At 55.6% G+C, this 23,297-nt stretch carries 20 protein-coding genes and 1 riboswitch; of the genes, 12 read left to right on the forward strand and 8 right to left on the reverse strand.

What is annotated here, in order from left to right:
- The 5 genes from dnaA (at position 1) to NH461_RS00025 (ending at position 6,907) form a co-directional block, all read left to right on the forward strand.
- Positions 1-1,401: a chromosomal replication initiator protein DnaA gene (gene dnaA, locus NH461_RS00005; RefSeq protein WP_261601350.1), complete on the forward strand. Its 1,401-nt coding sequence runs from the start codon at positions 1-3 to the stop codon at positions 1,399-1,401.
- Position 1,402: 1 nt separating this feature from the next.
- The gene (gene dnaN / locus NH461_RS00010) at positions 1,403-2,503 is read left to right on the forward strand and encodes a DNA polymerase III subunit beta (RefSeq protein WP_261601351.1); all 1,101 of its coding nucleotides are present in this window, start codon (positions 1,403-1,405) and stop codon (positions 2,501-2,503) included.
- Between the two features lie 3 nt (positions 2,504-2,506).
- A complete protein-coding gene (gene recF, locus NH461_RS00015) occupies positions 2,507-3,586 on the forward strand; it encodes a DNA replication/repair protein RecF (RefSeq protein WP_261601352.1) in 1,080 nt (359 codons plus the stop codon).
- A gap of 19 nt (positions 3,587-3,605) precedes the next feature.
- Complete coding sequence (gene gyrB, locus NH461_RS00020) at positions 3,606-6,020, forward strand: DNA topoisomerase (ATP-hydrolyzing) subunit B (RefSeq protein WP_261601353.1); 2,415 nt, start codon at positions 3,606-3,608, stop codon at positions 6,018-6,020.
- Positions 6,021-6,463: 443 nt separating this feature from the next.
- On the forward strand, positions 6,464-6,907 hold the full coding sequence (locus NH461_RS00025; protein ID WP_261601354.1) for an Hsp20 family protein: 444 nt from the start codon (positions 6,464-6,466) through the stop codon (positions 6,905-6,907).
- Positions 6,908-7,739: 832 nt separating this feature from the next.
- On the opposite strand, the gene NH461_RS00030 is transcribed toward NH461_RS00025, so the two are convergent.
- The 4 genes from NH461_RS00030 to NH461_RS00045 all read right to left on the reverse strand — a co-directional run bounded on the left by NH461_RS00030 (position 7,740) and on the right by NH461_RS00045 (position 12,679).
- Positions 7,740-8,987, reverse strand: coding sequence for a valine--pyruvate transaminase (locus NH461_RS00030; protein ID WP_261601355.1), 1,248 nt, complete (start codon positions 8,985-8,987; stop codon positions 7,740-7,742).
- A 353-nt stretch (positions 8,988-9,340) separates the two neighbouring features.
- The gene (glyS, locus tag NH461_RS00035; RefSeq protein ID WP_261601356.1) at positions 9,341-11,410 is read right to left on the reverse strand and encodes a glycine--tRNA ligase subunit beta; all 2,070 of its coding nucleotides are present in this window, start codon (positions 11,408-11,410) and stop codon (positions 9,341-9,343) included.
- A 9-nt stretch (positions 11,411-11,419) separates the two neighbouring features.
- Positions 11,420-12,331 (reverse strand): glycine--tRNA ligase subunit alpha, encoded by a 912-nt coding sequence (glyQ, locus tag NH461_RS00040; protein ID WP_261601357.1) that lies wholly within the window; start codon positions 12,329-12,331, stop codon positions 11,420-11,422.
- A gap of 66 nt (positions 12,332-12,397) precedes the next feature.
- Positions 12,398-12,679, reverse strand: coding sequence for a hypothetical protein (locus NH461_RS00045; protein ID WP_261602939.1), 282 nt, complete (start codon positions 12,677-12,679; stop codon positions 12,398-12,400).
- Between NH461_RS00045 and NH461_RS00050 the strand changes: the two genes are divergently transcribed.
- From NH461_RS00050 to NH461_RS00060, 3 genes are all read left to right on the forward strand, one after another.
- A complete protein-coding gene (locus NH461_RS00050) occupies positions 12,621-13,310 on the forward strand; it encodes an OmpA family protein (RefSeq protein WP_410000115.1) in 690 nt (229 codons plus the stop codon). The genes NH461_RS00045 and NH461_RS00050 overlap by 59 nt on opposite strands.
- A gap of 119 nt (positions 13,311-13,429) precedes the next feature.
- Positions 13,430-13,528: riboswitch (yybP-ykoY riboswitch) on the forward strand.
- Between the two features lie 92 nt (positions 13,529-13,620).
- Complete coding sequence (locus NH461_RS00055) at positions 13,621-14,178, forward strand: TMEM165/GDT1 family protein (RefSeq protein ID WP_261601359.1); 558 nt, start codon at positions 13,621-13,623, stop codon at positions 14,176-14,178.
- Positions 14,179-14,358: 180 nt separating this feature from the next.
- Positions 14,359-14,604 carry a hypothetical protein gene (locus tag NH461_RS00060; RefSeq protein WP_261601360.1) on the forward strand — a complete coding sequence of 82 codons (246 nt, stop codon included), beginning with the start codon at positions 14,359-14,361 and terminating at the stop codon, positions 14,602-14,604.
- Positions 14,605-14,700: 96 nt separating this feature from the next.
- Here NH461_RS00060 and tusA read toward each other — a convergent pair whose 3' ends face one another.
- The gene (gene tusA / locus NH461_RS00065) at positions 14,701-14,949 is read right to left on the reverse strand and encodes a sulfurtransferase TusA (RefSeq protein ID WP_261601361.1); all 249 of its coding nucleotides are present in this window, start codon (positions 14,947-14,949) and stop codon (positions 14,701-14,703) included.
- Positions 14,950-15,088: 139 nt separating this feature from the next.
- On the opposite strand from tusA, the gene NH461_RS00070 reads away from it, so the two are divergent.
- Both NH461_RS00070 and NH461_RS00075 read left to right on the forward strand, forming a co-directional pair.
- Entirely contained in the window at positions 15,089-15,268 is a 180-nt protein-coding gene (locus NH461_RS00070) for a hypothetical protein (protein WP_261601362.1), read from the forward strand.
- A gap of 114 nt (positions 15,269-15,382) precedes the next feature.
- Entirely contained in the window at positions 15,383-16,357 is a 975-nt protein-coding gene (locus NH461_RS00075; RefSeq protein WP_261601363.1) for a LysR family transcriptional regulator, read from the forward strand.
- Positions 16,358-16,425: 68 nt separating this feature from the next.
- Here the strand turns inward: NH461_RS00075 and NH461_RS00080 are convergent, their stop codons facing one another.
- The 3 genes from NH461_RS00080 to fadB all read right to left on the reverse strand — a co-directional run bounded on the left by NH461_RS00080 (position 16,426) and on the right by fadB (position 20,934).
- Positions 16,426-17,406, reverse strand: a complete 981-nt coding sequence (locus NH461_RS00080) for an MDR family oxidoreductase (protein WP_261601364.1) — start codon at positions 17,404-17,406, stop codon at positions 16,426-16,428.
- A 182-nt stretch (positions 17,407-17,588) separates the two neighbouring features.
- Positions 17,589-18,755 carry an acetyl-CoA C-acyltransferase FadA gene (gene fadA / locus NH461_RS00085; protein ID WP_261601365.1) on the reverse strand — a complete coding sequence of 389 codons (1,167 nt, stop codon included), beginning with the start codon at positions 18,753-18,755 and terminating at the stop codon, positions 17,589-17,591.
- Between the two features lie 16 nt (positions 18,756-18,771).
- Positions 18,772-20,934 (reverse strand): fatty acid oxidation complex subunit alpha FadB, encoded by a 2,163-nt coding sequence (gene fadB / locus NH461_RS00090; protein ID WP_261601366.1) that lies wholly within the window; start codon positions 20,932-20,934, stop codon positions 18,772-18,774.
- 235 nt (positions 20,935-21,169) lie between these two features.
- Between fadB and NH461_RS00095 the strand changes: the two genes are divergently transcribed.
- On the forward strand, positions 21,170-21,802 hold the full coding sequence (locus tag NH461_RS00095) for a YigZ family protein (RefSeq protein ID WP_261601367.1): 633 nt from the start codon (positions 21,170-21,172) through the stop codon (positions 21,800-21,802).
- A gap of 32 nt (positions 21,803-21,834) precedes the next feature.
- Positions 21,835-23,292, forward strand: a complete 1,458-nt coding sequence (locus NH461_RS00100) for a TrkH family potassium uptake protein (protein WP_261601368.1) — start codon at positions 21,835-21,837, stop codon at positions 23,290-23,292.
- The last annotated feature ends 5 nt before the right edge of the window (positions 23,293-23,297 follow it).

Below are 23,297 nucleotides of genomic sequence, written 5' to 3' on the forward strand. Positions count from 1 at the left end.
TTGTCATCTTCGCTTTGGTTGCAGTGCCTTCAACGCCTTCAGGAAGAACTCCCTGCGACAGAATTCAGTATGTGGGTTCGACCGCTTCAGGCCGAGCTTACCGATAATACGCTGACCTTATTTGCGCCGAACCGGTTTGTCTTGGATTGGGTCCGGGACAAGTACCTCAATAATATCAATCGGCTGCTGAACGAATTTTGCGGTAATGATGTGCCGATCCTGCGTTTTGAAGTGGGCAGCCGTCCGGTAACGGCACCGCCGCCTCCGCCGGTGGCCGCCGCACGCGTCTTGCAACCTGCGCCGGCGATGGTCGATGACACCCCGACGCGGCACTGGGAGCCGGCGCCATCGCCGGTTCAGCCGGAGTCGCAGTCCGGCTACCGCTCGAATGTGAATCCGAAGCATAATTTCAATAACTTCGTGGAAGGTAAGTCGAACCAGCTGGGACTGGCCGCTTGCCGCCAGGTGGCTGATAACCCGGGCGCAGCCTATAACCCGTTGTTCCTGTATGGCGGCACCGGCCTGGGTAAGACGCACTTGCTGCACGCGGTGGGCAATGCAATTGCCGACCGCAAGCCCAATGCCCGGGTGGTGTACATGCATTCGGAGCGCTTTGTCCAGGATATGGTCAAGGCGCTGCAGAACAACGCGATTGAAGAGTTCAAGCGTTACTACCGCAGTGTGGATGCGCTGCTGATCGATGACATTCAGTTTTTTGCCAACAAAGAGCGCTCGCAGGAAGAGTTTTTCCACACCTTTAACGCCCTGCTTGAAGGCAACCAACAGATCATCCTGACCTCGGACCGCTACCCGCGGGAGATCAGCGGGGTGGAAGATCGCCTTAAATCACGTTTTGGCTGGGGCCTGACCGTGGCGATTGAGCCGCCGGAGCTGGAAACCCGGGTCGCGATCCTGATGAAAAAGGCCGAGGATCACCACATTCGCCTGGCGGATGAGGTCGCGTTTTTTATTGCCAAGCGACTGCGCTCAAACGTCCGGGAACTGGAAGGGGCCCTGAACCGGGTCATTGCCAATGCCAACTTTACCGGCCGGGCGATCACCATTGACTTTGTCCGGGAAGCCTTGCGTGATTTGCTTGCGCTGCAGGAAAAACTGGTCACCATTGATAATATCCAGAAGACGGTCGCGGAATACTATAAAATCAAGATGGCTGATATGCTGTCCAAACGTCGTTCCCGCTCAGTGGCCCGTCCGCGCCAGATGGCGATGGCCCTGGCCAAAGAGCTGACCAACCATAGCTTGCCGGAAATCGGCGATGCCTTTGGGGGGCGCGACCATACCACGGTGCTGCACGCCTGTCGGAAAATTGAACAGCTGCGTGAAGAAAGCCACGATATAAAAGAAGACTATTCCAACCTGATTAGAACCCTGTCGTCCTGATATGAAATTTACCGTAGAACGCGAATATTTATTAAAGCCGCTGCAGCAGGTCTCTGGTGCCCTGGGCGGCCGCCCATCTCTGCCGATCCTGGGCAACCTGCTGCTGCAGGTTGAAGACGGTTGCCTGTCAATGACCGGTACTGATTTGGAAGTTGAATTGGTGGCGAAAGTGGCCCTGGCAGCCGATTGTGAACCGGGCGCGATCACCGTCCCGTCACGGAAGTTTCTCGATATCTGCCGCGGGCTGCCGGATGGCGCACCGATTGCCATCAGCCTGGAAGGCGATCGGGTGATGATCCGCTCCGGCCGCAGTCGTTATTCCCTGACAACGCTGCCGGCGGCTGATTTCCCGAATATTGATGACTGGCAAAGCGAAGTTGAGCTGTCGTTGCCGCAAGGGCAGTTGCGTCAGTTGATCGACAGCACCCAGTTTTCCATGGCCCATCAGGATGTCCGGTATTACCTCAATGGCATGTTGTTCGAAACCGATGGCCAGCATCTGCGCTCGGTGGCGACGGACGGTCACCGGATGGCGGTCTGTGCGACCGATACCGGACAGGTGTTGCCGGAGAAGCAAATCATCCTGCCGCGCAAAGGGGTTCTGGAGCTGATGCGCCTGCTTGATACGCCGGATGCTGAAGTGACGTTGCAGATCGGCAACTCGAACCTGCGCGCAGTGGTCAACAATTTCGTCTTCACTTCCAAACTGGTCGATGGCCGTTTCCCGGACTATCGCCGAGTCCTGCCGAAGGGCAGCAACAAATTTGTCGAAGCCAGCTGCGATGAGCTGCGCAAAGCTTTTTCCCGGGCGGCGATTTTGTCGAACGAGAAATTCCGCGGTGTGCGGGTCAACCTGTCACCGGGCGAGATGCGGATCACTGCGAACAACCCGGAGCAGGAAGAAGCGGAAGAGTTCCTGGATGTCGATTACCAGGGAGAGCCGCTGGAAATTGGCTTCAACGTCAGCTATGTGCTGGATGTACTCAATACCCTCAAGTGCGAGCAGGTCCGCTGGTCGCTGACCGATGCCACGGCCAGTGCCTTGCTGGAAGACAGTGCCCAAGATGACGCCATGTACGTCGTCATGCCGATCCGACTGTAAGTGATGGTCCTGACACGGCTGATGGTCAAAGACTTCAGGAACATTGAAGACTGCGACCTGAGTTTGTCACCCGGCTTTAATTTTCTGGTCGGCGCCAACGGCAGCGGTAAAACCAGCGTGCTGGAGGCTGTCCACTACCTCGGGCATGGGCGATCGTTTCGCAGCCACCTGACCAGCCGCGTGATCCGCCATGAACAGCCCGAGTTGTTTGTGCATGGCCGGATGAACACGGCTGCCGGGCTGGAGCTCCCGATCGGGATCGGGAAGAAGCGTGATGGCACCACTGAAGTTAAAATTGGTGGAGAAGGCGGGCAGAAGCTGGCCCAGCTGGCGCAAATTCTGCCGCTGCAACTGATCACCCCGGAAGGCTTTGAGCTGCTGATTGGCGGTCCCAAATATCGCCGCGCCTTTATTGATTGGGGCGTGTTTCACGTCGAGCCCCAGTTTTATCATGCGTGGAGCCGGATCAAACGGCTGACCAAGCAGCGTAATGCGCTGCTGAAAACGGCGCGTAGTTACCGTGAGCTGAGCTACTGGGATCAGGAGCTGGCGCTGTTGGCCGAAGAGATCAGCCAATGGCGCAGCCAGTATCTGGATGCCGTGAAGCAGAAAGCCGCGGAGATTTGCCAGCATTTCCTGCCAGAATATGATATCCAGCTGGGGTACTACCGCGGCTGGGACAAAGACACCCCGTATGCTGAGCTGCTCAAGCGCAATTTTGAACGTGACTGTCAGCTCGGTTATACCGCAAGTGGCCCGCACAAGGCCGACTTGCGTTTGAAAGTGGCCGGGACACCGGTCGAAGACGTGTTATCTCGGGGGCAGCTCAAACTTATGGTCTGCGCATTGCGCCTGGCCCAGGGGCTGCACCTGACGGAATCAACCGGTAAACCGTGTATCTACTTGATCGATGACTTTGCATCTGAGCTCGATAGCCATCGGCGTGCGCTGTTGGCGCAACGGTTAAAAGAAACCGGCGCCCAGGTGTTCATCAGTGCCATCAGCCCTGAGCAGATTGCCGATATGCATGATGAAAAGGGCAAGATGTTTCATGTGGAACACGGTAAAATAACCGCAGGATAATTTAAGCGAGAGTAACTCAATGTCCAACAACTACGATTCATCAAGTATCAAGGTCCTGAAAGGCCTTGATGCGGTACGTAAGCGCCCAGGGATGTACATTGGCGATACCGATGACGGTACTGGCTTGCACCATATGGTGTTTGAGGTCGTCGATAACTCCATCGACGAAGCTCTTGCTGGCCATTGTGAAGATATCATTGTCACGATCCACGAAGATGGCTCGGTGTCGGTGAGCGATGATGGCCGTGGTATTCCAACCGAAATGCACCCGGAAGAAGGGGTGTCAGCCGCGGAAGTCATCATGACTGTCCTGCACGCCGGTGGTAAGTTTGACGATAACTCGTACAAAGTATCCGGTGGCCTGCACGGGGTGGGGGTGTCCGTCGTGAACGCCCTGTCCGAAAAAGTCGAACTGACCATCCACCGCAACGGCCAGATCCACCAGCAAATTTATCACCATGGTGAGCCTCAGGCGCCGCTGGGCGTGATTGGAGAAACGGATCGCTCCGGGACCCGCATCCGTTTCTGGCCAAGTGCAGAGACGTTCACCAACATTGAGTTCCATTACGAAATCCTGGCCAAGCGCCTGCGCGAACTGTCGTTCCTGAACTCCGGCGTGTCGATCCGACTGATTGACGAGCGCGAAGAAGACAAGCAGGACCACTTCATGTACGAAGGCGGGATCCGGGCATTTGTTGAGCACCTGAACCGCAATAAAACACCAATCCACCCGAAGGTGTTCCACTTTGAGTTCACCCGCGAAGATGGCATCGGCGTGGAAGTGGCGATGCAATGGAACGATGGTTTCCAGGAAAACATTTACTGCTTTACCAACAACATTCCACAGCGTGACGGCGGGACCCACCTGGCGGGTTTCCGTGGTGCGTTGACGCGGACGTTGAATAACTTCATGGATAAGGAAGGGTATTCGAAGAAAGCCAAGACCGCGACTTCAGGGGATGATGCCCGTGAAGGCCTGACCGCAGTCGTGTCGGTCAAAGTGCCGGATCCGAAGTTCTCTAGCCAGACCAAAGACAAGCTGGTTTCCAGCGAGGTGAAGCCGGCGGTTGAATCCACCATGGGTGAAAAGCTGAGCGAGTTCCTGCTGGAAAACCCGAGTGATGCGAAAACCGTATGCACCAAGATCATTGACGCCTCCCGTGCCCGTGAAGCGGCCCGCAAAGCGCGTGAAATGACACGTCGCAAAGGGGCGCTGGATCTGGCCGGTCTGCCGGGCAAACTGGCGGATTGCCAGGAAAAAGATCCGGCGCTGTCCGAACTCTACATTGTGGAGGGTGACTCGGCCGGTGGTTCGGCCAAGCAGGGGCGTAACCGCAAGAACCAGGCGATTTTGCCGCTGAAGGGTAAAATCCTGAACGTCGAGAAAGCCCGTTTCGACAAGATGCTGTCTTCTCAGGAAGTCGCCACGCTGATCACCGCGATGGGCTGTGGGATTGGCCGGGATGAATATGATCCGGATAAGCTGCGCTACCACAGCATCATTATCATGACCGATGCCGATGTCGACGGCTCGCACATCCGGACGCTGCTGCTGACCTTCTTCTACCGTCAAATGCCGGAGCTGATTGAACGTGGCCATATCTACATTGCGCAGCCACCGCTGTACAAAGTGAAAAAAGGCAAGCAAGAGCAGTACATCAAAGATGATGAAGACATGGTGCAGTACCAGATCGCCCTGGCGCTGGACAATGCAGCCCTGTATACCGCAGAAGGCGTGCCGCCAATTACGGGTGTTGCGCTGGAAGAGCTGGTGAAGCAGTATAATGCATCGTCCAAACTGGTGGAGCGCATGAGCCGCCGTTATCCGGTGCTGATGCTGAACGAGTTCACCTATCAGCCACGCCTGGCGATTGACATGCTGGCTGATGAGGCCGTCGTCAATGGCTGGACCGATGCGTTGATCACTGCACTCAATGCCAAACAGAGCGGTGAAAGCCAGTTCCGCTTTGAGGTGGTGCGCGATGAAGAGCATCACGTGTGGTTGCCAAAAGTCGTGGTTCGTACCCACGGCGTCGATCACGAATATCTGCTGAGCTTTGATTTGCTGAACTCCAAGGAGTACAGCAAGCTGGCGGATCTGTCTGAAGTGCTGCATAACCTGCTCGAAGACACGGCTTATGTTCAGCGTGGTGAGCGCAAGCAAGCCGTCAGCTCGTTTAAGGAAGCCCTGGATTGGCTGGTGAAAGATTCAAGCCGTGGCCTGAGCCGTCAGCGCTATAAAGGTCTGGGTGAGATGAACCCGGATCAGCTGTGGGAAACCACCATGGATCCGGAAACCCGCCGGATGATGCAGGTGACCATCAACGATGCCGTTGCGGCCGATGAGCTGTTCACCACCCTGATGGGCGATCAGGTTGAACCACGTCGTCACTTCATTGAAGAGAATGCCCTGAACGCCAACCTCGACGTTTAAGCAAGCCAGTCCAGGATGACAACGCCGCTCTGATGAGCGGCGTTTTTGTTTTTTGGCGCTTAAGAAACTATGACACGGTTGGCATGCTGTCACGCTCTGTGGGGGCTGAAAGAAGTCATGCACTGCGGCGCTTTGCGGCGAACGTAGTATGGTGGGGCAGGTTATCCCCACTGCGTTATGGGAGCCAAGAGCCTGCATCGGACTGGTATGGCTGCATCACGCGTGTTGCAGGGCTGGCAGCTAAACGCTTGGCTGGGGTGCTATGGTGGACTGAGTGAAAAAATAAAAAAATATTTCGCGCAGTCTTGAATCTGTTTTGAGTGACCTTATATCTATTGATGAAGCAGGAGGTGCCAGCGATTGGGCCTTGCAACGCTTGTCCGATGGGAGAGCAGCTTCATCAACATTGTTTATAGTTATTGCTTCAAAGAAGGATAGTTATTATGCGTACATTAGATTTCACTCCTCTATATCGTTCCGCCATTGGTTTTGATCGTCTGTTCAACCAGATGGAGCAAAACCTGAATACCAATAATGGTGGGTATCCTCCTTACAATATTGAGCAGCGTGGTGAGAATCAGTATCGGATCACGATGGCCGTCGCCGGCTTTGCTGAATCGCAACTCGATATTACTCAGCAGCAGAATAAGCTGATTGTCCGCGGAACCCGCGAGAGACAGGATGCAGGCGAAGAGCGTCAGTATCTCTATCAAGGGATCGCCGAGCGTGATTTCGAGCGTAAGTTCCAGCTGGCCGATCATATGAAAGTGACCGGCGCCGACATGGAAAACGGTTTGCTGCATATTGAGCTTGAGCGTGAAGTGCCGGAAGAAGATCAACCCCGTAAGATCGCCATTAACGGCCAACGTTTGCTCGAAAGCGAATAAGCCGGGATGGTCTCAGACCGATAACCGAATAGAGAGTGAAGGCCTGCATCATGCAGGCCTTTTTTGTTTCACGTGAAACAACGTCTCTGTCGGACTGGCTTCAGCGCGATGAGGACATGCCGATAAGATGTCACGACTAACTAAGTTCGAAGCTGCGTTTCGGTTGTGTGTGACCGGTTAGATTCCTACCTTTGCTGGGTCGTCATTGGGTCTTTTCCTTGAAGCCCGTGAGATGTCTACTCAGCCAATCGTGAGCTCCGGTTGCGTCGGTGTGATGGTTTCTCGTGAAACATCGAAGGTGTCTCAGTTAGATGCGGCGTGCCAGAGGTGAAATATGGTAGGAGGTGGCCTTAGCTATTTCGATAGCGGGTCTATTGTGAGCACCGCTTTGTCGTATTGGTATGGGCCTCTGGTTGAGGTCATGGGGACAGGGCGCACTTCGGACTCACGCTATCGGATGGATAAAGCGTGCGGCTCTGTCGATGGTCAACTGGACACTGTGATTTCGCAAGCTGCCATTCGTTTGGATGTTCTGGCTCAAGCCAGACCTTGTTTCACGTGAAACAGGGACGGAGCATCGGTCAGATTACACTCCTTGACCCCGATGAGTGTGGTGTTCGACTTTGGCTGATGGGGTTAGTCGTTCTTGGCGATGCGTGGATAGGGCCGACTAATCAGGCTCGACGCACACGGGAAATCATCCGGGTCTATACAGTGCACGGTGATAAGCGCTTGGACGGTTTGGTGGATTGTTGCTGAAGGTGGAATGTTCTCGTAGTGGCGGGTTTCAGATAAAACACAGGGCAGCCGCTTGGCTGCCCTGACAGCGTGATTACGCCTGGTAGGCTTTCATGACTTCCTCGGCAATGATGGCAATACCGCGCTGCATGGTCTCATCGTCCTGGACATAGTTCATGCGCAGGCACTCATGGCCGTGGCTCCAGTCCTCGTCCAATCCGATGAAGAAATACTCGCCAGGCACAATGAGGACACCGCGCGCTTTGAGACGGCGGTACAGTTCCATCGTGGTGATTGGCAACTCTTTAAACCAGAGCCAGAGGAACATCGCACCTTCGGGTTTGTGAATCCGAAAGCGTTCATCGGTGATAGCCTCTTGCAGCAGGTGGATCGCATGCTGCGATTTCTGCTGGTAATACGGTTTGATCACCTGCTCACTTAACCGCAGTAAGTCCTGCTGCTCGATCATCTTGTGCGCAATCGCCGGACCGATACTGCCCGGTGCCAGGCTGACCACGCCGTTCATATTGGTCAGGGCAGTTGTGATCTCTTCACTGGCAACGACAATGCCGCATCGGACACCGGGCAGCCCCAGTTTCGACAGGCTCATACACAGAACGGTGTTTTCGTTCCAGAACGGAGTGACGTCTTCGAAAATGATATCCGGGAACGGCATCCCGTACGCATTGTCGATGATCAGCGGAATGCCATGCTGCCGGGCGAGTTCGTCCAGATGGTTGATCTCTTCGTCGGTGAGCACATTGCCGGTTGGGTTGGTGGGGCGGGAGGCGCAAATCGCCCCGATGCTATCATCAACCGTCAGTTGATTGAAATCGACATGGTATTTGAACTGGCCATTGTCGAGCAGGGTGATTTCCGGACGATAGGATATAAACATCTCTTCGCTGATCCCGGCATCACCATAACCGATATATTCCGGTGCCAGCGGCAGCAGAATTTTCTTATGGCGTCCGCCTTCAAACTCACCCGCCAGCAGGTTGAACAGGTTGAAGAATGCACTCTGGCTCCCGTTGGTCAGGGTGATGTTCTTTGCCGAAATATTCCAGCCATAGGTGGCTTTGAGCAGATCCGCCAGTGCCTGGATGAAGATGTTTTTCCCTTGCGGGCCGTCATAGTTGGTCATGGCGGCTGTCAGCTCGCCACTGGCCAGCATCGTTGCCGTGAGTTGCTTGAAATAGTCGAGCATCTCCGGGATCTGAGCAGGATTGCCGCCACCGAGCATAATGGCGTCAGGGTTACGTAAGCCGTCATTTAAGTCATCCATTAGCTGAGTGATCCCAGAATAACGGGCAAACTTTTCTCCGAATGTAGAAAACTCCATGTTTACTTCCGACCTTAGTAATTTGTTCTTATATTTAGTTATACGCTAACTGTATAACTTGTGTGCAGGAATCAACATACCTTATTGTGCGGAGAAGGGAAAGTGAGCAAACCGACAGGTTGGCTGTTTCACGTGAAACCATTGTCGACGTGTGAGCCCCGGTTGAAAAATCAATCTCATGGCGTTGGCTCTGACTACGTCAGCACGCAGCGTTGTTGGTGGTGAAGAGAGCGCTGGGGGAAGGATGTGAAGGGGGTTACGCGGTGGATGCCATCGGTAACAGAGCCGTGAAACGGTGAGCGTAGATATAAAAAAACCCCGTGCAAGCACGGGGTTGATCAAACAGCGTTCGCTTATTTCTGAAGCAGCGAGATATCGGCAACTTTCAGGAATTCGTTCCGCAGCAGGTTCAGCATGGTCAGACGGTTCACTTTCAGTTGCTCGTCCTCAGCCATCACCATCACGCTATCGAAGAACGCATCGACGGACTCACGCAGGGTCGACAGTTCAGACAGTGCTTGCTGGTAATCGCCAGCGGCAAAGACAGGTGCCAGGGCTGCCAGTTTGGCTTCGACTTTCTCGGCCAGTGCTTTCTCGGCGGGTTCAGCCAGCAGGCTGCTGTCGATGCTGGTCGCTAGCTCACCGTCAAATTTCGCCAGGATGTTGCCGACACGCTTGTTTGCTGCAGCCAGGGATTCCGCAGCATCCAGCGAGCGGAAGTGACTGACGGCTTTCACACGCTTGTCGAAATCAGCAGGCTGGGTCGGGCGGCGGGCCAGGACGGCCTGGATCACGTCAACACTGTGGCCTTCGTCCTGGTACCAGGCACGGAAGCGGCCCAGCATGAAGTCCAGGACTTCGCTTTCTACGTTTCGGTTGGTCAGCTTGTCTGCCAGCAATTCATGGGCTTTGGCGATCAGGTCGATCAGATCCAGGTTGTAGCCTTTCTCGACGATGATGCGCAGCACCCCCAGGGCAGCACGACGCAGGGCAAATGGATCACTGCCTTTCGGTGCCTGACCAATGCCAAAGATACCGACTAGGGTATCTAGCTTATCGGCCATGGCGACAGCGGCAGATACCCCGGTGCTTGGCAAGCTGTCGCCGGCAAAGCGAGGCATGTATTGCTCGTTCAGCGCCAGGGCAACGTCCTCTGCTTCACCGTCGTGGCGTGCATAGTGCATGCCCATCACCCCTTGGGTGTCGGTGAATTCGAAGACCATCGAGGTCATCAGATCACACTTTGACAGCAGGCCGGCACGTTCCGCATGCTCAACATCGGCACCAATCTTCTGGGCGATGTAACCCGACAGGGCGGTGATGCGATCGGTCTTGTCACGCAGGGTGCCCAGTTGCTTCTGGAACAATACGCTGTCGAGTTCAGACAGACGTTCTACCAGCGGGCGCTTGCGGTCGGTGTTAAAGAAGAACTCTGCATCGGCCAGGCGTGGGCGAACGACTTTCTCGTTACCGTCGATCACTTGCTTCGGATCGTTGGAGACGATGTTGGAGACGAAGATAAACTTCGGCAGCAGCTTGCCGTTGGCATCGTAGACCGGGAAGTACTTCTGGTCGCCTTTCATGGTGTAAACCAGCGCTTCTGCCGGCACTTTCAGGAACTCTTCCTCAAAAGATGCCGTCAGCACGACCGGCCACTCGACCAGTGAGGTGACTTCTTCCAGCAGGTCATCTTCCAGATCAGCGCTACCGCCAACTTCCAGTGCAGCTTTCTGGGCATCCGCCAGGATCAGGGCTTTACGCGCTTCGTAGTCTGCCATGACTTTGCCGCGCTCTTCCAGGATGGCCGGATACTGATCAGCATGGTCGATGGTGAACTCGGCTTCGCCCATAAAACGGTGGCCACGGATCACGCGATCAGCATTCACACCCAGAATCGTCCCCGGGATCAGTTCGTCACCCAGCAGCATGGTCAGGGTTTTCACCGGACGAATGAACTGGGTGTCTTTGTCACCCCAGCGCATTGGTTTCGGGATCGGCAGTTTCGCCAGGGCATTGGCCGCTAGCTTTGCGACCAAGGCTTGGGTCGATTGACCTTTGACTTCTTCCTTGTACAGCAGCCATTCGCCTTTATCGGTCGCCAGGCGTTCAGCCTGCTCAACGCTGATGCCGTTACCGCGGGCCCAGCCTTGTGCGGCTTTGGTCGGGTTGCCCTCGGCGTCAAAGGCAGCACTGACTGCCGGGCCGCGTTTCTCAACCACTTTATCAGGCTGGCTGCCTGCCAGGGCGGTCACTTTCAAGGCCAGGCGGCGTGGGGCGGCATACCACTGGATCCCCTGATGGGCCAGATCGGCGTCATTCAGTTCGGTGGCAAAGTTGTCCGCAAAGGCTTCGGCCAGAGTACGCAGTGCCGTTGGCGGCAGCTCTTCGGTGCCAAGTTCAATCAGGAAATTTTTATCGCTCATGCCACTTCCTTACGGGTTCTTTTTGCACATTGGGAAGCCCAGCGCTTCACGGGAGGCGTAGTAGGCTTCGGCAACTTGTTTAGTCAGGTTGCGAATTCGCAGGATGTACCGCTGACGCTCAGTCACAGAGATGGCTTTGCGGGCATCCAGCAGGTTAAAGGCATGGCCGGCTTTCAGAATACGCTCATACGCTGGCAGCGACAGCGGGGTTTCTAGTGCCAGCAGCTCCTGACACTCTTTCTCGCACTGGTCGAAGAAAGTGAACAGGAAGTCTACGTCCGCATGCTCGAAGTTATAGGTCGATTGCTCCACCTCGTTCTGATGGAAGATATCGCCGTAGGTGACTTTACCCAGCGGGCCATCAGTCCAAACCAGATCGTAGACCGAGTCAACGCCCTGGATGTACATCGCCAGACGCTCGATACCATAGGTGATTTCACCGGTGACGGGTTTACATTCCAGGCCACCAACCTGCTGGAAGTAAGTGAACTGGGTGACTTCCATACCGTTGAGCCATACTTCCCAACCCAGACCCCAGGCGCCCAGCGTTGGGTTTTCCCAGTTGTCTTCCACGAAGCGGATGTCATGGATTTGGGTATCAACGCCCAGTGCTTCCAGAGAGCCCAGGTACAGCTCCTGGATGTTGTCCGGAGACGGTTTGATGATCACCTGGAACTGGTAGTAGTGCTGCAGACGGTTCGGGTTTTCACCGTAACGACCGTCAGTCGGACGACGGGAAGGTTGCACATACGCTGCTGCAATCGGCTCAGGGCCCAGCGCACGTAAACAGGTCATCGGGTGAGAAGTACCTGCACCGACTTCCATGTCTAGGGGTTGCACAATGGTACAACCTTGCTGGCCCCAGTAATCCTGCAGCGCGAGGATCATGCCTTGAAAGGTTTTAATATCGTATTTCTGCATTGTCAGCTTCGCGAGATTAGTGGATGAATGAATTCAATGTAACAATCCAGTATACCCTGCATGGCTTTAGCCGAGTAGGGTCCCTGCATGTTTTTTGGCCGTGTTTCCCTCATTCCTCTCAATTGATTGGCTCAATCTGCTGAACGGCGAGATTTCCTCATCTTTTGACATTGCTCTGATGTTCTCTTTCGCTTGCTCAATACAATATCTTGGCGCAGCGACATCGCCGGAAAGCGATGGGGCGAGAACAATCACATCGATCAGAAATCGAGTAAAAATGGAAACCATGATGGATAGCAAAATCACACACAAGCCAGCCAAATGGGTGCGGCAGGTCATTTTTGCCACGGCAGCTGCCGTGACAGCAACAGGTTGTAGTACGGTGAACCCTTATACCGGGGAAGAGCAAACGGCGAAAGCTTCCAGCGGTGCCCTGATTGGTGCGTTGGCCGGTGCTGCCATTGGTGTGGCGTCATCGAGCAAGAGCGATCGCGGCAAAGGTGCCTTGATTGGTGCGGCCTCAGGCGCGGCGCTGGGCGGCGGCGTCGGCTACTACATGGATGTGCAGGAAACTAAACTGCGTCAGCAACTCCAGTCGACCGGGATCAGCGTGAGCCGTGACGGAGACAACATTGTGCTGAACATGCCTAATGCCATCACCTTTGGGTTTGATCAGACCGATCTGAGCAGTGCTGCAATGAGTGCGCTGAAGAACGTCGCGCTGGTGGTGAAAGAGTATGATAAGACCATGCTCAATGTTTATGGCTTTACGGACAGCTCCGGCTCGGACTCGTACAACCAGCGCCTGTCCCAGGTTCGCGCCAGTGAGGTCAGCAACTATCTGATGCGTGAAGGGGTGGCAGCGAATCGTCTGATCACCAAAGGGATGGGCGAGTCTCACCCGATTGCCTCAAACAGCTCAGAGCAAGGCCGGGCGGAAAACCGTCGGGTTGAAATTGTGCTGTCCCCAACGTCTTAATCTTTGCTTATATTGCTGCCGCCGCAGTGTCGGTGGCAGCGTATTTGCACACGCGTTTGTGATCGGCCCCGACAATTCCTGGCTTGATCTGGCTCAGGGTTCTGTTTATCATGCCTGCTCCTTTGGGGAGTAGCCTCTCTATCTTCGAGATAATCGTCAACATAATTGAAGCAAAATCTTCATGGCGATTATGACTCACATATCCCTACGTGTGAGTTTGGCGAGACCATCGGCAAACCAGCATGAACCGGGGTGGGGCATGTGCGTTTGCTCGTGGTTGATAACAAATCCTCGCCCCCAAGAGCACGTCGTGAGCATTCTAGCTGTTTCCATTACTACGGTAGCCCTGGCTGAGATCGGGGATAAGACCCAGTTACTGTCCCTGTTGCTGGCAAGCCGTTATCGCAAACCGTTTCCTATCATTCTGGCGATTTTTCTCGCCACACTTGCCAACCATGCCCTGGCCGCCTGGCTCGGTGTGGTCGTTGCGGACTACCTGACCCCGGAAGTCTTGAAATGGGTCCTGGTGGTGAGTTTTGTCCTGATGGCCGGTTGGATCTTAGTGCCGGACAAACTTGACGATGACGAGAACATTTCCAATCGCGGCCCTTTTATGGCCAGTTTTATCGCATTTTTTATTGCTGAGATCGGGGACAAAACCCAGGTGGCGACCACCATGCTGGGGGCGAAGTTTCACGACGGATTGTTGTTGGTGATTGTCGGCACCACCATCGGGATGCTGCTGGCCAATGTACCGGTGGTCCTGCTTGGGAAGCTGTCGGCTGATCGGATGCCGTTGGGGTTGATTCGGCGGGTGACGGCGGCGTTATTTGCCGCGTTGGCGCTGGCTGCGGTGTTTGGCTTGTAATTTGGTCTTTGGGGGATTCGGGATTTGGGGGGATGTAGGTGTTTCACGTGAAACACCAATCGAAGCCCTGGAGGTGACAACCCGATGACAGCGCTGCAATTTGTGAAGCAAACAGCAATCTGCTCACCCGGCTCGTGATAAGGTGAAACCAGTAACGATAAGTTGTACGTGGAGGAAGCTATGACGCGTTTTCTCGCAATTTCACCCCAAAGCCAGTTCTGGTTGTTTCATGTCGCCCTGGCGCTCAATATTCTGGGGATGGTGCTGACGGATATGTGGTTGCCGATGGTGGTCGGGGCGATTGTGACGACCTACTTGTCGGTCGACGCCTTGGTGCGGTTGCGCTATGTGTTGCCGCTGAAAAAGGAAATCCGCGAGCTGCGCCATGAGCTAGAGCGTGCGAAGCAATCGTCTCGTGATCAGTAATACATTTGGTTGACGGTCGCCACGTGGGGCGTTGTTCCAGAATTGGACCGGACATTAGGTTAAACAGAAAAAAGGCAGCTCTCGGAGCTGCCTTTTTTAGTTAGTGCCTTTGCGGATCAGGTACCGGTAAGGGAGCTGATCGGTTTCTGCGGCGAGCAGGGTATGATCCATAAAGCGGCAAAAGCTCGGGATATCCCGGGTGGTTGAGGGATCATCTGCGGTGATCAGTAGGGTTTCACCTTCTGCCATCTTACGAACCGTCTTACGGACCATCATTACAGGCTCAGGACAGCGCAGTCCAAGGGCTTCCAGGCTGTGGGTCGGGTTGTCAAAAGTTGCAGTCATAATTCATACGAGTGGTTTCGAAGCCTCAAATCATACTTATGGATAAGAATTAATCAATAACGCTTGGCAAATCAAACGAAAGCGTGTAACGTATTTAACAAGTCATTAACGTTCGTCTTCTCAAGGATTAGGAGGAACTATGTTGACTCAGATGGATCGCTTAACCATTTATTGTCTGTTGTGTTTCATTACGTTTTGCACGCTTGTGATCCGCGGACCGGACAATGCCAGTATTTTCGCGTTGGGGGGCCTGATTGCCGCCGCGCTAGGACTTTGGTTCGAGCTCAGCAATGCCAGCGAGCTCGAGGAAGAAAATTAACGAATTTGCACATCTACTACACTCCCAGTTTTCTTGGGCTTCCCCGCTTATATAGCGGGTTTTTTTTTATGGGTCGGGCGATAATGGCAGCTTAGCAGTGGATACAGGTGTGATATGGAGCTGGAAGATATCTATCGCCGCGATCTCAATTTACTGGTCGCCCTGCAGGTGCTGGTGGAAGAAGGCAGTGTCAGCAAAGCCGCGGTACGGCTGAATTTAAGCCAGTCGGCGATGAGCCGGGTCTTGGGGCGACTACGTGAACTATTGGGCGATCCCTTGTTTACCCGCCAGGGACAACGACTGATCCCGACCAACCGGGCACTGGAGCTGAGCGAGCAACTGAACGCGCCGCTGGAGGCGATGCGCAGCCTGTTGACGCCGAGTGATTTTCGCCCCGACGTCTGCGAGCAGCAGTTTGTCATTGCCACCACCGACTATGCAATGCAAACCATCCTGCCGTTTGCTTTACCGCGAATTTATCAGGAAGCCCCGCATCTCTCGCTGGAGTTTGCTCCCCTGCAACATGATCATATTCTTACGCAGCTCACCACCGATGGCTGCGATATGGCCATTTGCCGTCCGACCGGGCCGATTGCGCCGCTGCGTCGGGCGCACCTCGGCAGGGTTGGGGTGTCTTGCCTGTTGTCGCAGCAGCATCCGCTGGCTGAGCGGGCGTTAACCATGGCCGATTACCTGGCTTATCCCCATGCGCTGATCGCGATCAGTGACGGGGTGAAGGCACTGATTGATGAGGCGCTGCGCGGCTACCCGGAGCGGAAATTGGCGCTGCGGGCCTACCACCTGGAAGCTGCCCTGGCGGTGGTCGAGACTATGCCGCTGATTATGACGGTGCCGGCCGATCTGGCCTATTTGGTGGCAGAAAAGCACCACCTGGTGGTCAAACCGCTGCCGTTCACGTTTGAGCCATTCGACTACTCCCTGATCTGGCATCCGCGCTGTGAACATTCGGCTGCGCAAATCTGGTTGCGGGAGTTGATCAAGGAAGAGTGCGGTAAGCTGATTGCCCGCCGCGTTGATGAGATGGGTCTGTCGAACACTGCCTGCGAGCAGGCCGATGGCCCCGGCTGAACGCACCGAAAAAGGCCAGCATCAAGCTGGCCAAGGTCGTCATGGAGATGATGGTTGTGGGACTTCGTTTACAGCTTGATCACCACGCGTCCGGTGATTTGGCCGTTGGTGATCGCTTCGGCGCACTCAGCTACCTCTTCTAAACTCACTTCACGGCATGCCTGCTCGAAATAGCTCGCCGGCAGCAGCTCACCCAGACGTTGCCACGCGCGTTGGCGTTTCTCAAACGGACACATTACTGAATCGATGCCCAGCAGGGACACATTGCGCAGGATGAACGGCATCACGGTAGTCGGCAGGTCGAATCCGCCCGCCAGGCCGCAGGCGGCGACGGCACCGTGATAGTCGATCTGAGCCAGGACTTTGGCCAGCACCTTGCTGCCGACGGTATCTACGGCACCAGCCCAGAGCTGTTTCTCCAGCGGGCGTGCCGGCTCTTCCAGTTCGTGGCGCTCGACAATCCGGGTGGCTCCCAGAGATTTGAGCCATTCACCGTTCTCTGCGGCCCGGCTGGTCACCGCTGCGACCGAGTAACCCAGTTGGGCCAGCAGGGTGACGGCGACAGAGCCGACGCCACCGCTGGCACCGGTCACCAGGATTTCGCCGGATTCCGGGGTGATGCCGGCATCGACCAGGGCCTGGACGCACAGCATCGCGGTCAGTCCGGCGGTGCCGACCATCATCGCCTGCTTGCCGTCAAAGTGTTCCGGCAGCGGAACCAGCCAGTCGGCATTGAGGCGGGCTCTTTCTGCCATCCCACCCCAGTGGGTTTCACCGACGCCCCAGCCGGTCAGCACGACTTGATCGCCAGGTTGGTAGCGATCATCCTCCGATTCGACTACGGTGCCCGCCAGATCAATGCCCGGCACCATCGGAAACTGGCGGATGATTTTTCCTTTACCGGTGATCGCCAGGCCGTCTTTATAGTTCAGGGAAGAGTGGTCGACATCAATCAGGACATTGCCTGCTGGCAGCTGGCTGTCATCGAGTTGTTCAACGGCGGCCAGGGTTTGTTTGTCTTGCTGGTTCAGTACCAAAGCTTTAAACATAGGGATGCTCCGAGTTTATCAAGCGTCTTATATTGGCTTTGAGTGTAGACGCCAAATAACTATGAAAAAAATGAAACTTAATCATCTGATCTATGTGGCATGTGCATAGTTAACCTAGATCAAAAATAGTTAACCCAGATCAAAAAAGCCCGCAGTTGCGGGCTTCATCGACTGAGTTGGGTTTATTCCACGCGCTCGAACACGGTGGCAATCCCCTGGCCTAAACCGATACACATGGTGGCCAGACCGAACTGAGCATCCTGATGCTCCATCAGGTTGATCAGCGTGGTTGAGATCCGCGAGCCGGAGCAACCCAGCGGGTGACCCAGGGCGATGGCGCCGCCGTTGAGGTTCACTTTCTCATCGACGTGATCCAGCAGGCCGAGATCTTTGGCACATGGTAGCGACTGGGCCGCAAAGGCTTCGTTCAGTTCGACCAGATCGATGTCGCCCATGGTCAGGCCGGCCCGTCGCAGGGCTTTCTGAGTGGCCGGCACCGGACCGTAACCCATGATGGATGGATCGCAGCCGGCAATCGCCATCGATTTGATCCGGGCACGGATGGTCAGGCCCAGCGCTTTGGCCTTGGCTTCGCTCATTACCAGCATCGCCGAAGCACCGTCAGACAGCGCTGAGGAAGTTCCGGCCGTCACGGTGCCATTGACCGGATCGAAGACCGGACGCAGGCCGGCCAGGGTTTCGACCGTAGTTTCCGGACGAATGACCTCATCATAATCGAACAGCTTCAGCGCGCCGGTTTCGTCATGGCCTTCGGTCGGCAGGATTTCATTCTTGAAGCGTCCTTCCAGCGTTGCTGCGTAGGCGCGCTGGTGGGAGCGGGCGGCGAAGTTGTCTTGCATCTCGCGGCTGATCCCGTGCATCCGGCCTAGCATTTCCGCGGTCAGGCCCATCATCCCGGCAGCCTTGGCGACAGACTTGGACAGACCCGGGTGGAAATCGACGCCGTGGTTCATCGGCACGTGGCCCATGTGCTCCACGCCGCCAATCAGGCAGATCTCAGCGTCGCCGACCATGATGGTGCGTGCGGCATCATGGAGGGCCTGCATCGAAGAGCCACACAGACGGTTGACGGTTGTTGCGCCGACGGTGTGCGGGATGCCGGCCAGCAGGGAAGCATTGCGGGCGACGTTAAAGCCTTGCTCCAGAGTCTGTTGCACACAGCCCCAGTAAATATCTTCAATCGCGGCCGGATCGACCTGCGGGTTACGGGCCAGCAGCCCCTGCATCAGGTGTGCAGACAGATCCTCGGCTCTGACGTTGCGAAACGCACCGCCTTTCGAGCGTCCCATCGGGGTACGGATACAATCAACAATTACGACGTTATTCATTTCTTATCCCTCATCCTTAAGCGTTGGTCTGCACGTGGTAGTAGGTTTCACCCTTGGCGGCTTTCTCTTTCAGGCCGGCCGGCACTTCATAGACCGCGCCCAGATGCGCGTATTGCTCGGCCATGGCGACATAGTTGGCCAGTCCCTGGGTGTCGAGGTAGCGGAACACACCGCCACGGAACGGAGGGAAGCCCAGACCATATACCAGCGCCATATCGGCTTCTGCCGGGCTGTCAATAATGCCTTCTTCCAGGCAGCGGACGACTTCGTTGACCATCGGGATCATCATCCGGGCAATGATGGCGTCGGCTGCAAATTCTGCCGGGGCACTGACGACCGGGGCCAGCAGGTCGGCGGTTGCCGGATCGACGGTTTTCTTCGGCTTGCCTTTGCGATCGAGGGTGTAGGCATAGAAACCGTTGCCGTTCTTCTGACCGAAACGTTCGGCGTCAAACATCACATCGACTGCGTCACGGTAGTCTTTGCCCATGCGATCCGGGAAGCCTTCGGCCATCACGGCCTGCGCATGGTGCGCGGTATCGATCCCCACCACATCCAGCAGATACGCCGGGCCCATCGGCCAGCCGAACTGCTTCTCCATGACTTTGTCGATTTTGGTGAAGTCTGCGCCATCGCGCATCAGCAGGCTGAAACCGGCGAAATACGGGAACAGGACGCGGTTGACGAAGAATCCCGGACAGTCATTGACGACAATCGGAGATTTACCCATCTTGGCGGCATAGGCCACGACACGGGCAATGGTTTCTTCCGACGTGTGTTCACCGCGGATAATCTCGACCAATGGCATCCGGTGGACCGGGTTAAAGAAGTGCATGCCGCAGAAGTTTTCAGGGCGCTTCAGTGCCTGGGCCAGCTGGTTGATCGGAATGGTGGAGGTGTTCGAGGCAATCACGGTGTCTTCGCCGACCTGAGCTTCAACTTCGGCCAGGACCGCTGCTTTGACTTTCGGGTTCTCGACCACCGCTTCGACCACTACGTCGGTGGCTTCAATGCCGGTGTAGTGCAGGCTCGGATGGATGGCCGAGAGCACTTTGGCCATCTTCAGGCCGTCGATGCGACCGCGCTCAAGCTGTTTGTTGAGCAGTTTGGCCGCTTCACCCATCCCCAGATCCAGCGATGCATCGGCGATGTCTTTCATCAGCACCGGCACGCCCTTGAGGGCGGACTGGTAGGCAATCCCGCCACCCATGATCCCGGCACCCAGTACGGCTGCTTTTTGGGTCGCTTTCCCCGCTTTGGCGGCCTGTTTGGCTTTGCCTTTGAGGAGTTGGTCGTTGAGGAAAATTCCCACCAGGGCTTTAGCAACGTCGGATTTGGCCAGGGTGACGAAGTGTTTGTTTTCAATGGCCAGCGCTTCATCACGGCTGCAACGGGCTGCCTCTTCAATGGTGACCACGGCGGTGATCGGGGCCGGGTAGTGCGGACCGGCGACCTGGCTCACCATGCCTTTGGCCATGGTAAAGCTCATCATCGCTTCGATTTTGTTCAGGGTCAGCGGCGCTGTCTTCTGCGCGCGGCGATGCTGCCAGTTCAGTTTGCCGGCAATGGCGTCCTTGAGCATGGCCAGGGCGGCATCTTTCAGGGCTTCCGGCGCGACGACGCCATCGACCAGCCCCAGCTTGAGGGCATCGGCGGCTTTCTTATCTTGACCGGCCGTAATAATTTCCATCGCGGAGTCGGCGCCAATCAGGCGCGGCAGGCGTACGGTACCGCCGAAACCGGGCATGATCCCCAATTTGGTTTCCGGCAGGCCGATGCGGGCGGTGTTGTCTGCCAGGCGGAAGTCCGTCGCCAGCACACACTCGCAGCCGCCGCCCAGGGCATGGCCGTTTATGGCGGTCAGGGTCGGGACCGGCAAATCTTCCAGTTTGTTGAAAATGTCATTGGCGTAGGTGAGCCACTGCGACAGCTCATCCGCAGGTTTGGCAAACAGGCCGAGAAACTCTTTGATATCAGCACCGACAACAAATGCATCTTTTGCCGAAGTCAGCAGCAGGCCTTTGAGGTCTGGCTGTTGGTAAAGGGCATTCAGGGCTTCGTTGAAGCATTCCAGGGTTTTTAAATCGAACTTATTGATAGGGCCTGGGGCGTTGAGGTTAAGCTCCGCAATGCCATCTTCCAGATAGCTTACGGATAGGGTTTCACCTTGGTAAATCATGTTCTATCTCCGTGAATTCCGGTTCTGTGCCGAATTGATTTAACTGGTTTGACCTGTTGTTAGGCTAAAGAATAGTCTGAACCCGTCCAAAAACAATTACAACACTTATTTTAAACAAATGTTTAACTTTTTCCGGTGCGCAAGAAAGTTGCATTCCGGATTGTGAGTTTGCTCAGGCCTTTGTTGTGTTATCCTGAGCGATTATTTTTTTCCGCTTGGCAGTGTGATCACAAAGATGGAATCGGAACCTTATCCGGTCCCGGCGGCGCCGGTGACATTTGAGGAAGAGATCAAGAAAAGCCGCTTTATTACCTACCTGGCGCATACCCCGGGCATCGAGGCGGCCAAAGCGTTCGTACAGCAGATCAAAAGCAAGCACAGTGATGCCCGTCATAACTGCTGGGGCTTTGTGGCCAGACGGCCGTCGGACTCGATGTCGTGGGGCTTCAGTGATGACGGCGAGCCGTCGGGGACGGCTGGCAAACCTATCCTGGCGCAGCTGAGCGGCTCGGGCGTCGGTGAGATCACCGCGGTGGTCACCCGCTATTCCGGTGGCATTAAACTCGGCACCGGCGGGTTGGTGAAAGCGTATGGCGGCGGGGTCCAGCAAGCGCTAACTGTGCTGCAAACCAAAGAAAAAGTAATCACTTCGGTACTTCGCCTGCGCTGTGCGTATAATCAGTTGTCGCTGGTGGAGTCGTTGCTCGCCGAGTATGCCGGTCGTCAGCTCAGTGCTGATTTTGGCCAAGAGATTGAGATGACCATGGAAGTGGATAGCCGTTGCGTGGCGGCCTTGATGGCCAAACTGACCAACCGCAGCGGCGGGCAGCTCTGCCCGGTTGTGTTACCTCATGTGTCGACATCATAACCCGAATAACCAGATGAGAGCCGGCGTAGGCTATGCAATTTCGTTCCATTATCAGAATCGTCGGGCTGTTGCTGGCCCTCTTCAGTGTCACCATGCTGGCCCCGGCGCTGGTGGCGTTTATTTACCGTGACGGGGCCGGTTTTCCGTTCGTCGTCACGTTCTGCTTATTATTAGCGGGTGGCGGCCTGCTCTGGTTGCCGAACCGCCATTCCCGTCGTGAACTGAAAGCCCGGGACGGTTTTGTCATTGTTGTCTTGTTCTGGACGGTGATCGGCAGCGCGGGGGCGATCCCGTTTCTGCTATCGAAAACCCCTGATTTATCCGTCACCGATTCTTTCTTTGAGTCTTTTTCCGCGCTGACCACCACGGGGGCCACCGTCATTGTGGGGCTCGATGAGTTGCCCAAGGCAATCTTGTTTTATCGCCAGTTGCTGCAGTGGTTCGGTGGTATGGGGATCATCGTGTTGGCGGTTGCCATCTTGCCGGTGCTGGGGATCGGGGGGATGCAGCTGTACCGGGCAGAAATTCCGGGGCCGGTCAAAGATGCCAAAATGACGCCCAGGATTGCGGAGACCGCCAAAACCCTGTGGTACATCTATCTGACGCTCACCATCTGTTGTGCGGTTGCCTTTTGGCTGGCCGGAATGACGGTCTTTGACGCGATCTCACATAGCTTTTCGACCATCGCCATCGGGGGGTTCTCGACTCACGATGCCAGTATGGGCTATTTCAACAGCCAGGCGATTAACCTCATCACGGTTGTGTTTCTGCTGATCTCCGCCTGTAACTTCTCGCTGCATTTTGCTGCGTTTGCCAATGGCGGGATACACCTGCGCACCTACTGGCGGGATCCGGAATTCCGGACGTTTCTCGGCATTCAGCTGATTCTGTTCCTGATCTGCTTTGGTTTGCTGATCAAGCACCAGTCTTACGGGTCGACATTTGATACGTTCGACCAGGCGCTGTTCCAGACGGTGTCGATTTCAACCACGGCCGGCTTTACCACCACCAGTTTCTCGGAGTGGCCGCTGTTTTTGCCGGTCCTGTTGCTGTTCTCTTCTTTTATCGGCGGCTGTGCCGGCTCGACCGGGGGCGGGATTAAGGTGATCCGAATTTTGCTGCTGATGCTGCAGGGCGAGCGTGAACTGAAGCGATTGGTTCACCCCCGCGCGGTTTACACCATCAAAGTGGGCCGCAAGGCGCTGCCGCAACAGGTGGTGGATGCGGTCTGGGGCTTCTTTTCCGCCTACGCGCTGGTGTTTGTGATTTGTATGTTGGCGCTGATCGCCACGGGGCTGGATGAGTTGACGGCCTTTTCGGCGGTGGCGGCGACGCTCAACAATCTCGGTCCGGGGCTGGGCGAGGTGGCGGTTCATTTTGGTGAGATTAATGACGGGGCCAAGTGGGTATTGGTGATAGCCATGCTGTTTGGTCGTTTGGAAGTCTTTACATTATTGGTGTTATTTACGCCGACATTCTGGCGTAACTAAGGAGA

This window comes from Photobacterium sp. TY1-4 (genome assembly GCF_025398175.1).
Taxonomy (GTDB): Bacteria; Pseudomonadota; Gammaproteobacteria; order Enterobacterales; family Vibrionaceae; genus Photobacterium.

What these genes read in the sequence shown, in the direction of transcription:
- dnaN (WP_261601351.1), top strand. Translation starts at nt 1,403, where the DNA reads ATGAAATTTACCGTAGAACGCGAATATTTATTAAAGCCGCTGCAGCAG.
- recF (WP_261601352.1), top strand. Translation starts at nt 2,507, where the DNA reads ATGGTCCTGACACGGCTGATGGTCAAAGACTTCAGGAACATTGAAGAC.
- gyrB (WP_261601353.1), top strand. Translation starts at nt 3,606, where the DNA reads ATGTCCAACAACTACGATTCATCAAGTATCAAGGTCCTGAAAGGCCTT.
- NH461_RS00025 (WP_261601354.1), top strand. Translation starts at nt 6,464, where the DNA reads ATGCGTACATTAGATTTCACTCCTCTATATCGTTCCGCCATTGGTTTT.
- NH461_RS00030 (WP_261601355.1), bottom strand. Translation starts at nt 8,987, where the DNA reads ATGGAGTTTTCTACATTCGGAGAAAAGTTTGCCCGTTATTCTGGGATC.
- glyS (WP_261601356.1), bottom strand. Translation starts at nt 11,410, where the DNA reads ATGAGCGATAAAAATTTCCTGATTGAACTTGGCACCGAAGAGCTGCCG.
- glyQ (WP_261601357.1), bottom strand. Translation starts at nt 12,331, where the DNA reads ATGCAGAAATACGATATTAAAACCTTTCAAGGCATGATCCTCGCGCTG.
- NH461_RS00050 (WP_410000115.1), top strand. Translation starts at nt 12,621, where the DNA reads ATGGATAGCAAAATCACACACAAGCCAGCCAAATGGGTGCGGCAGGTC.
- NH461_RS00060 (WP_261601360.1), top strand. Translation starts at nt 14,359, where the DNA reads ATGACGCGTTTTCTCGCAATTTCACCCCAAAGCCAGTTCTGGTTGTTT.
- tusA (WP_261601361.1), bottom strand. Translation starts at nt 14,949, where the DNA reads ATGACTGCAACTTTTGACAACCCGACCCACAGCCTGGAAGCCCTTGGA.
- NH461_RS00070 (WP_261601362.1), top strand. Translation starts at nt 15,089, where the DNA reads ATGTTGACTCAGATGGATCGCTTAACCATTTATTGTCTGTTGTGTTTC.
- NH461_RS00075 (WP_261601363.1), top strand. Translation starts at nt 15,383, where the DNA reads ATGGAGCTGGAAGATATCTATCGCCGCGATCTCAATTTACTGGTCGCC.
- NH461_RS00080 (WP_261601364.1), bottom strand. Translation starts at nt 17,406, where the DNA reads ATGTTTAAAGCTTTGGTACTGAACCAGCAAGACAAACAAACCCTGGCC.
- fadA (WP_261601365.1), bottom strand. Translation starts at nt 18,755, where the DNA reads ATGAATAACGTCGTAATTGTTGATTGTATCCGTACCCCGATGGGACGC.
- fadB (WP_261601366.1), bottom strand. Translation starts at nt 20,934, where the DNA reads ATGATTTACCAAGGTGAAACCCTATCCGTAAGCTATCTGGAAGATGGC.
- NH461_RS00095 (WP_261601367.1), top strand. Translation starts at nt 21,170, where the DNA reads ATGGAATCGGAACCTTATCCGGTCCCGGCGGCGCCGGTGACATTTGAG.
- NH461_RS00100 (WP_261601368.1), top strand. Translation starts at nt 21,835, where the DNA reads ATGCAATTTCGTTCCATTATCAGAATCGTCGGGCTGTTGCTGGCCCTC.